Source organism: Streptomyces sp. BF23-19, assembly GCF_041106355.1.
Lineage (GTDB): Bacteria > Actinomycetota > Actinomycetes > Streptomycetales > Streptomycetaceae > Streptomyces > Streptomyces virginiae_A.
Genome location: NZ_JBGBPT010000153.1, coordinates 1 through 9,658, shown reverse-complemented (window position 1 = coordinate 9,658; position 9,658 = coordinate 1). Strand labels below are relative to the sequence as shown.

The following is a 9,658-nucleotide window of genomic DNA, read 5'->3' as shown; positions in this document are numbered from 1 at the left end:
CCTCGGGCGCCGAACGTGGCGAGGGGTCGGAACGTCGGGCGGCACTGCGTTCGGCGCCCTGCGGGGAGCGCCCCGGCACACGCCCGCCCCCGACACGACAGGCGGCCGGGCTACGCGTCCACCGGCTCCCGGGTGCGCTCGCCGCCCTCGGAGCCGGTGTTGGCGGTGCCGGCCGGCTCGAACAGCAGGATCTGCGCCTCCTCGTCCGCGGCCGGGCAGTGCTCGACCCCGCGCGGGACCACGTACATCTCTCCGGGGCCCAGGACCACGTCCCCGTCGCGCAGGTGGATCGTCAGGGTGCCGCCGACCACCAGGAAGAGCTCGTCGGTGTCCGCATGGGTGTGCCAGACGAATTCGCCCTGGAGCCGGGCGACCTTGACCTCGTAGTCGTTGACGCGGGCGATGCGCCGCGGGGCCCACCGTTCGGTGAAACCGGCCAGTTTCTCGGCGATGTTGACCTTGTGTGTCGTCATGCGGACAGCCTGTCGCCCCGCCCGCGGGCGGTCTTGTACGTTCCTGACATGGCCGCGATACGTCCGCGCAGCACCGTGTCCGCGTGGCAGCCGTCGGTGCCCGGCATCGCCGAGGTCTTCCACGCCCGTTTCACCGACCACGCCTATCCGACGCACGTGCACGACACCTGGGCGCTGATGATCCTGGACGGCGGGCGGGTCGACTTCGCCCTGGACCGCGAGCGCCACGGCGTCGGGCTCCGGAACTCCGTGATCCTGCTGCCGCCCGGGGTGGCCCACGACGGGCGGACCGTCACCGAGGCCGGGTTCCGCAAGCGCGTCCTCTACCTCGACACCTCCGTCCTGCCCGAAGGCCTGACCGGGGCGGCTGTCGACGCCCCGCTGCTGCTCGACCCGGCGCTGCGCGAGCGCGTGCACGGCCTGCACGTGGCGCTGGGCGCGCCGGAGCTGCCGGCCGGTGCGGTCGAGCGGCTGGAGGCCGAGTCGCGGCTGGCCTTCGTACGGGAACGGCTGCACCGGTGGCTCGCGGGCCGCGCGCCGACGGCGTACGGGGCGCCGGGCGCGCGCCTCGCCGTACGGCTGCGCGAGCTGCTCGACGCGCGGGTGACCGAGGGGATCGGCCTGGAGGAGGCTTCGGTGGAGCTGGGCCATGTCCATCCCACCCACCTGATCCGGAGCTTCAAGGCGGCGTACGGGCTGCCACCGCACGCGTACCTGACCGGGCGGCGGGTGGAGCTGGCCCGGCGGCTGCTGCTGGCGGGGATGCGGCCGGCGGAGGCGGCGACGGCCGCGGGCTTCTACGACCAGGCGCACCTGACCCGGCACTTCGGGCGGCACGTGGGGACCAGCCCGGCGCGGTTCGCCCGCTCCGGCCCGGTGTGAAGGCCAGGGGGAAGTCCTGCGGGAGAACTGCGGTGGCGCTACTGGAGCCAGCCGCGCTGGGCCGCCTTCAATCCGGCCTCGAACCGGCTCGACGCGTCCAGGCGCTCCATGAGCCCCGCCATCTGCCGCCGCACGCTGCGGGCGGAAATGCCCAGCCGACGCCCCGCGACCTCGTCGGTGAGGCCGGACGCGAGCAGCGTGAGCAGCTCCTGCTCCGACGTACTGAGACCGGTACGGGTGTCCTTGGAGCGGTCGGCGCCGAGCGGGACCGCGGAGTGCCACGTCTGCTCGAACAGGGCGACCAGGGAGGCGACGACCCCGGCTTCGCTGATGCAGATCGCGCCGCGCTTCGTGTCGGCCGGGTCGATCGGCACGACGGCGACCCGGCGGTCGAAGACGAGCATGCGCGGCGGGAGCGTCGGACAGGTGCGCACCATGCCGCCGCGCTCGGTCGTCCACCGCGCGTACGCGAGCGTGGCGGGGTCGTGCCGCACGCTGTCCTGGTAGAGCGTCAGGATGGAGATCCCCCTGCTCAGGGCGGCGTCGTCGAGCGGTCTGGACGCGTCGAGGCTGGCCTGGGACTGGGCTCCGCCGGGCATCACCGAGAGGCACTCGCCGGACATCTCCCGGGCGAGGCCCTCCAGTCGCGCCTGGATGGCGTCGAGGCCGACCAGGCGCTCGCTGGTCGCGGTCCGGGTGGCGGGGCGGAGGTCGGCGTACTCGGCGATCGCCCGTGCGGCCGCGGCCTTGCCGAGCTCGAGGTCCTGCCGCCGGCGCAGGAGTTCCTCCTCCTGGCGCCGCAGGAGCAGTTCCAGGCCCACCTCGGGGCTGACCGGCCGCATCTCGCCCAGGACGTCCCGGGAGGCGCGCAGCAGTCTCAGGTCGGCGAGCTTGTCCAGGGCGTCGCGCACGGTGCTTTCCGGTACGCCCAGTTGGTCGCAGAGATCCTGCACGCTGCCCTCCGGGTGGGCCAGCATCGCCCGGTACACCGCTTCCACCCCGCGGTCGAGCCCCAATACATCCAGCATCCGCCAGCCCCCCAGCCACGCGACGATTACAATCGCCACAACCTTACGGGCCGCCCCACAGGGCAACAAACGGTCTGACGGCTTCCAGCCAACGAATGGCCCAACCAGTGAGCCGAGCGGTGGATGGTGCAGCTAGTAAAATCGCCATCAGGGTTGGGGGGTATCGTGTTTTCCCGACGGATCGGAGCTGGCTGGGATGGACGCAGGACCAGGTGGAGGCCGCGAGCACCCGCCGTCGTTGCCCGACCGCGCTCACAAGATCTCCGAGCGGCTCGACGGGCTGATCCTCCAGGAGGCCGCGCGGGCGGGAGGGAAGTCCCCCGCCTATCGGGAGCTGGCCGACCGGGTCAACCGGATCGCCGGACGCAGCGTCATCTCCCGCGACACGATCCGCAATCTGCACCAGGCCACCACGCAGAAGGGCCAGTCCCCGAACCCCACCGTGGAGACCCTGGACTGGCTGGGCCTCGCGTTCGGGATCCGCTGCGGGGCGACCTACTTCCTCGACGATGCCAAGGCCGCCGTCGTGGACGAGCAACTGCTCGCCCTGGACGCGCTGGCGAACATCCGGGCGGCCGCCGGTAACGCCGGCGTCATCGGGCTCGCACAGCGTGCCTCGGGTCTGTCCGACAACAGCCTCCACATGTTGGCCGCGCTCGCGGACCGACTGAGCGCACTCGAGGCGGAGGCGGCCGGGGACGGCGGCGGCGCCCCGACCGGATCTCCCAAGAAGGCTGCTGAGAAAGATCGTTAGTAGTCTGAGGGCGTCGCACGGACCGCTGACCTACTGCTGACCGAAGGATTCGCTGCCGCCATGCCTGTACCGCGGGGTCTGCGAAGACGGTGCGAGGGCATCCTGGCCGAGATCGAGCTGCCCGACCCGTTCACGGTCGACTCCTTCCGGGACGCACTCGCCCGCCACCGCGGACGTCCGATCGTGATGGAGCCGCTGCCCGATCTCGGATTCGCCTCACCGTGCGGGGCGTGGATCGCCCTGCCCAGCCTGGACGTCATCTTCTACGAGCAGAAGACCAGTCCGGCCCACCAGGACCTGATCAAGCTCCACGAACTCGGCCACGTGCTGTGCGGCCACACCCACAACGTCGAACTGGCCCAGCTCGCACAGGCGCTCTCCGAACTGACCCCGGACCTCGTCGTACGGACGCTCGGTGCCGCGCGCACCAACTTCGCCTCCGTCGAGGAACAGGAGGCCGAGATGATCGCCGTGCTCCTGGCCGACCTCGCCGGCGCCGATCGGGTCGGCACCCCGTCCTCGCGCCGGCTGGCCACCAGCCTTGCCCACCCGGTGCGCCGTCTGCGCCGCTGGCGGGGCAACTGATGTACTCGATATACCACTTCACCCTGCCCGCCCTCATGTGGGCGATGGTGCTCTGGCGCGCGCCCTCCGCCCTGGGCGGCACGCGCGCCTCCCGGTTCCTGTGGGGTTTCCTCGCAGCCATCGCCGTCGCACTGACGACCAGGCCGCTCGAGGTGGACCAGGTCATCCGGACCCTCACCGGGTCCCCGGACCTGTCCGTGCTGGTCAAACACCTCGCCGGGCTGGCGTCGAACTACTGCGTCCTGGAATACGTGATCGCGGTCCACGGCCGCGGACCGCAACGGGCGCGGGACACGTGGCTGCGCCTCGTCGCAGTGGTGGCCGCCGCACTGGCCCTCACCGTGCTGTTCGTCTTCTTCTTCGAGCACGACCCCAGTGCTCCGCCGACCCGGGTGACCGACGCCCACCTCGGCGACCCGGCGGTGCGCCTGTACGAGAGCATCGTCTACGTCTACCTCGGCATCGCCACGGCCCTCTCGGCGAAGCTCTTCTGGTCGAACCGCCGCAGCGTGCCCGCGGGACTCCTGCGCGCCGGAGTCGTGTGCCTGGCCGGTGGCGGCGCGATGGGCTTCGTCTACACCATGTACCGGGTGGTGTTCCTCGCCCACCAGGAGAGCCGGCCGGACGTCCCGGGGCGCGGAACCCCCGATGCCGTTTCCGAGATCCTCCCGGTGATCTCCCTCCTCCTCATCCTCGTGGGTGTGGGCCTGCCGCCGCTGCGGACGCTCGTCCGCTACGTCGGCGACCAGTACGCGCTGTGGCGCCTGCACCCGCTGTGGTCGGACCTGCTCCACGCCGTCCCGTCGGTCGCGTTCGGACCGCGCATGGGCCGGACGCGCGACCTGTTCGTCACAGGGGACCGGACCCTCGACGTGGCCCACCGGGCCTTCGAGATCCGCGACGCCTGCCTCGTCCTCCGGGACCGGTCCGCGGTGACGGGGGCGGAGCAGCCCGTGGAGGCCCCCGGCCACGCACACCCCGGAGGTGGGGCGCCGACCGCCCGGGCGGAGGCGGAGTGGCTGTTCTCGGTGCTCCATGGGGAGCCGGACGCCTGCCGAGCCCCCGCGCCGCCCCCGGCCCACAGCAGGACGCCCGCCGAGGAGGTGGCCTGGCTGCTCAAGGTCGCCTCGGCCTACGGGCAGTTGCCCCGCGGGGGCGCCGAGGCGGTGCGGCGGGCCAGGAGGTCCGGTAGGGGGCATCGCCGCAGGTCGGCAGGGGCCGCGTCCTGATGCGGCCAGTCCTAATGCTGACGTCCGCATCGCCTTCCCCGGGGTCTTCCGGGTCGGCAGGATAGTGCTCACCGGAACGGCGGGGGAGGCAACTCCCGGCCGGACCCGGAGGCCACGGCGCCAACCGCCGGTCCCGAACTTCCTGCTCACGTCACACCCGGGGGAAACCGCCATGTCCACGACCGCCCGCCTACTCGCCACCGTCTTCGCCGCCTCGGTCCTGTCCGGTGTGGCGGCCCCCCTCGCGTCGGCCGCCACGACGGCGACGGACCCGAAGGGCATCGGCTGGGACGTGGTCCCGGCCCACGCGACGGTGTCCGTGTCCGCGGCGGGCGCGTCGGGCAACGGCATCGGCTGGGACTGACCCCGCGGTGCTACCCGTCCATCTCACCTTGATGCCGACGGGAGGAACCCTGCCGACCGACCACCAGGCACACGCCCTGGTCGACGCCCTGTGGGCCCACGCCACACCCGACTGCGGCATGGAACACATCAGGGCCCGCACACATCCGGACGGCATCGGGATCGTCCTCTTCATCCGCGCCGCCCGCACCGACATCGCACAGGCCAAGGTTCGCCGCCTCGTCGTCGACACGCTCGCCTCGGGCGGCACCGGAGTCCACGGCTACTCCGTCACGTTCCACCCCTGATCGAGGCCCCGCGCATCGCGGTCCGCCCGCCCCGTCGAGGGTCGGCCGGCCTCTCTCCCTCTGTCTTCCTTCGCTCTTCCCGCTCTTCCCGGCTCTTCCAACGGCGCCCAGGCCCATCGGCCGGCCCGTCCATCAGCCCTGCCTTCCAGGAGACTTCATGCCCAGCAAGTCCAACGTGGCCCGCGCCACCGGCACCCTCGTGGCCCTCTCCCTCGCCACGGCCGGTCTCGCCTCCGCACCCGTCAACGCCGCCCAGGTGGACGCGCCGTCCGCCGCGGCCGTCGCGGCGGCCGCGGCCACCGCGGACGTCGAGCGTCCGCAGGGCAAGCCGGAGCCCCTCAAGACCGAGGGGGCCGGCAAGAGCACCTTCTCCGGCGCGGCGGCCGCGCAGAGCGCCGGCGCCCCCATCACCCGCAGTTCGGTCATCGCCCGGGCCAAGACCTGGGTCGACGCCCAGGTCCCGTACAGCATGAACAACTACCGCGACGGCTACCGCACCGACTGCTCCGGCCTGGTCTCCATGGCCTGGAACCTCGGCACCAGCGCCTGGACCGGCAACCTCGACACCTTCGCGGACCGCATATCGAAGAACGACCTGCGCAAGGGCGACATGCTGCTCTTCCACAACCCCTCCAACCCGGAGCGCGGTTCGCACGTCACCATCTTCGAGCAGTGGACCGACTCGTCCCACACGTCCTACATCGGCATCGAGCAGACACCTCCGCACGCCGTGCGACGCGTCATCCCCTACGCCTACTTCAACAACTCCAGCTCCTACATCCCCTACCGCTACAAGAACATCATCGAGGACGCCAAGCCGACGAATGCGGGTGTGTATCGGCCGGCGGAGTCGAAGTTCTATGTGGCGGACCGTACGGGTGGTGTGTACGGGTGGTCGGGTTTCGGTGTTCCGGGTGACAAGCCGTTGACGGGTGACTGGAACGGTGATGGTCAGGACACGTTCGGTGTTTATCGTCCGGGGGATCAGACGTTCCATCTGAGCAATGACAATGCCACGGCTGCGGTGTCGGTGACGTACGGGAGTCCTGGGGACATTCCGCTGGTGGGTGACTGGGACGGTGACGGCAAGGCGTCGATCGGTGTGTATCACCCGGCGGACCAGACGTTCTACCTGAGCAATGACAACCGGGTTGCCGCTTATGCGATTCAGATGGGTGTCGGTGGTGACACTCCGATGACGGGTGACTGGAACGGTGATGGCAAGGACACGATCGGTGTGTATCGGGGTTCGGACCAGACGTTCTATCTGACGGATTCTCAGAACAGTGCGCCGGTGAACCATCAGGTCAGGTTCGGTAATCCGGGGGACATTCCGATCAAGGGTGACTGGAACGGGGACGGCACGGACAAGGTCGGTGTCTACCAGATCGCCGGTTCTGACTTCGTCGGTGCCGGCAAGGACTCCGACCAGGCCATCTACAACGTCCGGTTCGGCGTTCCCGGCGACGTCCCGATCACCGGCCAGTGGTGACGGGCGACCACACGGAGCCCCGTTCGGTGCGGAGCCGCGCGCTCCGCACCGGACGGCGCCGCCGTGCCCGGGCAGTCGCCGCCGGACTGGGGGCAGCCATGGTGCTGGCCCTGCCGGCCGCAACGGCGGACGCGGCGTCCGTCGCGACGTGGGACAAGGTCGCCCAGTGCGAGAGCACCGGCGACTGGAACTACTACAAGTCCGGCCACCCGTACTTCGGAGGTCTGCAGATCTCCCTGCCGACCTGGCGGGCCTACGGGGGCGAGCAGTACGCGAGCTACCCGCACCAGGCGACCAAGAAGCAGCAGATCCTCACGGCCGAGAAGATCCTCGCCGGTCAGGGACCAGGAGCCTGGCCCAACTGCGGTCGGTCGAACGGCCTCGGCAGCGATCACGCGGATCCGTACCCGGCGCCCAGCCACAAGGCATCCAATGCGGGTGTGTATCGGCCGGCGGAGTCGAAGTTCTATGTGGCGGACCGTGCCGGTGGTGTGTACGGGTGGTCGGGTTTCGGTGTTCCGGGTGACAAGCCGTTGACGGGTGACTGGAACGGTGATGGTCAGGACACGTTCGGTGTTTATCGTCCGGGGGATCAGACGTTCCATCTGAGCAATGACAATGCCACGGCTGCGGTGTCGGTGACGTACGGGAGTCCTGGGGACATTCCGCTGGTGGGTGACTGGGACGGTGACGGCAAGGCGTCGATCGGTGTGTATCACCCGGCGGACCAGACGTTCTACCTGAGCAATGACAACCGGGTTGCCGCTTATGCGATTCAGATGGGTGTCGGTGGTGACACTCCGATGACGGGTGACTGGAACGGTGATGGCAAGGACACGATCGGTGTGTATCGGGGTTCGGACCAGACGTTCTATCTGACGGATTCTCAGAACAGTGCGCCGGTGAACCATCAGGTCAGGTTCGGTAATCCGGGGGACATTCCGATCAAGGGTGACTGGAACGGGGACGGCACGGACAAGGTCGGTGTCTACCAGATCGCCGGTTCTGACTTCGTCGGTGCCGGCAAGGACTCCGACCAGGCCATCTACAACGTCCGGTTCGGCGTTCCCGGCGACGTCCCGATCACCGGCCAGTGGTGACGGATCACCGCACCCGGTACTGACCTTTCACCCAGCAGTTCCGCCTCCCCGGGTCCCGCTGATCCCAGCGGGACCCGGGCCCCGCGCTGCCCACACAGGAGACCTCCATGTCACGTGCACGTGTTTCTCTGCCGCCCCTCGGGCGGGGCCTCGCCGTACTGGTTGCGACAGCAGCCGTCTTCGGCCCGGCCACCGTGTCGGCCCAGGCGGCGGCGCCCACCTCCGGCTCCAAGGCGGTGACCTTCCAGGGGCACCGGTTCGAGGTTCCCGCCGACTGGGAGGTCGTCGACCTCGCAGCCGATCCGACCGCCTGCGTCCGGTTCGACCGCCACGCCGTCTACCTCGGCACCCCCGGCACGCAGCAGAACTGCCCGTCCCGACTGGTGGGACGGACCGAAGCACTGCTCGTGGAGCCCGACACGTCCGGCGAAGCGGCGCGGGGCGGCACCACGGTGTCCGAAGCCGATCGCGAGATCGCCGGAGGGGCCCGGGGCATCCGCGTCACGGCGACCTACGCCGAAGACCAGTCCCTGGTCCGCAAGATCCTCACCGGTGCCGGCATATCGGCCTCGGCCCCGAAGAGCAAGGCGCGCGCCTCCGCGGCGCCGGCCGCGCAGCCGGAGGCGTCGGCGTCCGCAACCGCCGCCACCTCGTCGGCCGCACTGACGAACTACACCGGCAAGGGGTTCGACGCCTGTGCCGCCCCGGACTCCGCGACCATGAACGCGTGGAAGGCGCACTCTCCTTACAACGCGGTCGGCATCTACATCGGTGGCCGCAACCGGGCGTGCGCGCAGAAGAACCTCACCGCCTCGTGGGTCCAGCAGCAGGCATCGGCCGGCTGGCGCTTCATGCCGATCTACGTCGGTGCCCAGGCGAGCCAGATCACCTCGCCCGCGGCGGAGGGGCGCAGCGCCGCGGACGACGCGGTGAACCAGGCCGCGGCCCTGGGGCTCGGGCCCGGAGCGCTGCTGTACTACGACATGGAGGCGTACAACAAGAACTACTCGGGCAACGTGCTCGGCTTCCTGTCCGCCTGGACCGAGCAGCTCCACGCCCGCGGCTACAACTCGGCGGTCTACAGCAGCTCCTCGTCCGGAATCGCCGACCTGGCCGCCCACAGGGGCAGCCACACGATGCCCGACGTCGTCTTCAGCGCCTACTGGAACGGTGTCGCCGACACCAACGACCCGGCGCTGCCCGGCGGGGCGTGGGCCAACCGCCAGCGCGTCCACCAGTACAGCGGGAACGTGACGGAGACCTGGGGCGGCAAGCAGATCCAGATCGACCAGGACTACATGGACGTCGCGCTGGCAGGGAACCGCAAGCCGACGAATGCGGGTGTGTATCGGCCGGCGGAGTCGAAGTTCTATGTGGCGGACCGTACGGGTGGTGTGTACGGGTGGTCGGGTTTCGGTGTTCCGGGTGACAAGCCGTTGACGGGTGACTGGAACGGTGATGGTCA

11 protein-coding genes are annotated in these 9,658 nt (G+C 70.2%); 9 read left to right on the top strand and 2 right to left on the bottom strand.

Features of this window, described 5'->3' with window-relative positions:
* Positions 1 to 110: 110 nt before the first annotated feature.
* Entirely contained in the window at positions 111 to 473 is a 363-nt protein-coding gene (locus AB8A24_RS42170) for a cupin domain-containing protein (protein WP_161293280.1), read from the bottom strand.
* Positions 474 to 521: 48 nt separating this feature from the next.
* Between AB8A24_RS42170 and AB8A24_RS42165 the strand changes: the two genes are divergently transcribed.
* The gene (locus AB8A24_RS42165; protein WP_266356658.1) at positions 522 to 1,355 is read left to right on the top strand and encodes an AraC family transcriptional regulator; all 834 of its coding nucleotides are present in this window, start codon (positions 522 to 524) and stop codon (positions 1,353 to 1,355) included.
* Positions 1,356 to 1,393: 38 nt separating this feature from the next.
* Here the strand turns inward: AB8A24_RS42165 and AB8A24_RS42160 are convergent, their stop codons facing one another.
* A complete protein-coding gene (locus AB8A24_RS42160) occupies positions 1,394 to 2,383 on the bottom strand; it encodes a helix-turn-helix transcriptional regulator (protein ID WP_161293293.1) in 990 nt (329 codons plus the stop codon).
* Positions 2,384 to 2,621: 238 nt separating this feature from the next.
* Here AB8A24_RS42160 and AB8A24_RS42155 point away from each other — a divergent pair, with 238 nt between their 5' ends.
* The 8 genes from AB8A24_RS42155 to AB8A24_RS42120 form a co-directional block, all read left to right on the top strand.
* Positions 2,622 to 3,137 (top strand): hypothetical protein, encoded by a 516-nt coding sequence (locus AB8A24_RS42155; RefSeq protein WP_369479149.1) that lies wholly within the window; start codon positions 2,622 to 2,624, stop codon positions 3,135 to 3,137.
* Between the two features lie 60 nt (positions 3,138 to 3,197).
* Complete coding sequence (locus AB8A24_RS42150; RefSeq protein ID WP_051763690.1) at positions 3,198 to 3,722, top strand: hypothetical protein; 525 nt, start codon at positions 3,198 to 3,200, stop codon at positions 3,720 to 3,722.
* On the top strand, positions 3,722 to 4,951 hold the full coding sequence (locus AB8A24_RS42145) for an MAB_1171c family putative transporter (RefSeq protein ID WP_369479148.1): 1,230 nt from the start codon (positions 3,722 to 3,724) through the stop codon (positions 4,949 to 4,951). The genes AB8A24_RS42150 and AB8A24_RS42145 overlap by 1 nt, the downstream gene beginning before the upstream one ends.
* Positions 4,952 to 5,123: 172 nt before the next feature.
* On the top strand, positions 5,124 to 5,315 hold the full coding sequence (locus AB8A24_RS42140; protein WP_328963453.1) for a hypothetical protein: 192 nt from the start codon (positions 5,124 to 5,126) through the stop codon (positions 5,313 to 5,315).
* A 31-nt stretch (positions 5,316 to 5,346) separates the two neighbouring features.
* The gene (locus AB8A24_RS42135; RefSeq protein WP_158711930.1) at positions 5,347 to 5,601 is read left to right on the top strand and encodes a hypothetical protein; all 255 of its coding nucleotides are present in this window, start codon (positions 5,347 to 5,349) and stop codon (positions 5,599 to 5,601) included.
* A gap of 157 nt (positions 5,602 to 5,758) precedes the next feature.
* Positions 5,759 to 7,093 (top strand): hypothetical protein, encoded by a 1,335-nt coding sequence (locus tag AB8A24_RS42130; RefSeq protein WP_328963454.1) that lies wholly within the window; start codon positions 5,759 to 5,761, stop codon positions 7,091 to 7,093.
* Between the two features lie 98 nt (positions 7,094 to 7,191).
* Positions 7,192 to 8,193, top strand: a complete 1,002-nt coding sequence (locus tag AB8A24_RS42125; protein WP_369479147.1) for a transglycosylase family protein — start codon at positions 7,192 to 7,194, stop codon at positions 8,191 to 8,193.
* Positions 8,194 to 8,300: 107 nt separating this feature from the next.
* The coding region (locus AB8A24_RS42120) for a DUF1906 domain-containing protein (RefSeq protein WP_369479146.1) at positions 8,301 to 9,658 on the top strand (1,358 nt) is incomplete at its 3' end.

Bases quoted from the DNA above. Each gene is read 5' to 3' on its own strand.
- AB8A24_RS42140 (WP_328963453.1), top strand. From the start codon at position 5,124: ATGTCCACGACCGCCCGCCTACTCGCCACCGTCTTCGCCGCCTCGGTC.
- AB8A24_RS42165 (WP_266356658.1), top strand. From the start codon at position 522: ATGGCCGCGATACGTCCGCGCAGCACCGTGTCCGCGTGGCAGCCGTCG.
- AB8A24_RS42125 (WP_369479147.1), top strand. From the start codon at position 7,192: ATGGTGCTGGCCCTGCCGGCCGCAACGGCGGACGCGGCGTCCGTCGCG.
- AB8A24_RS42150 (WP_051763690.1), top strand. From the start codon at position 3,198: ATGCCTGTACCGCGGGGTCTGCGAAGACGGTGCGAGGGCATCCTGGCC.
- AB8A24_RS42170 (WP_161293280.1), bottom strand. From the start codon at position 473: ATGACGACACACAAGGTCAACATCGCCGAGAAACTGGCCGGTTTCACC.
- AB8A24_RS42160 (WP_161293293.1), bottom strand. From the start codon at position 2,383: ATGCTGGATGTATTGGGGCTCGACCGCGGGGTGGAAGCGGTGTACCGG.
- AB8A24_RS42145 (WP_369479148.1), top strand. From the start codon at position 3,722: ATGTACTCGATATACCACTTCACCCTGCCCGCCCTCATGTGGGCGATG.
- AB8A24_RS42135 (WP_158711930.1), top strand. From the start codon at position 5,347: ATGCCGACGGGAGGAACCCTGCCGACCGACCACCAGGCACACGCCCTG.
- AB8A24_RS42130 (WP_328963454.1), top strand. From the start codon at position 5,759: ATGCCCAGCAAGTCCAACGTGGCCCGCGCCACCGGCACCCTCGTGGCC.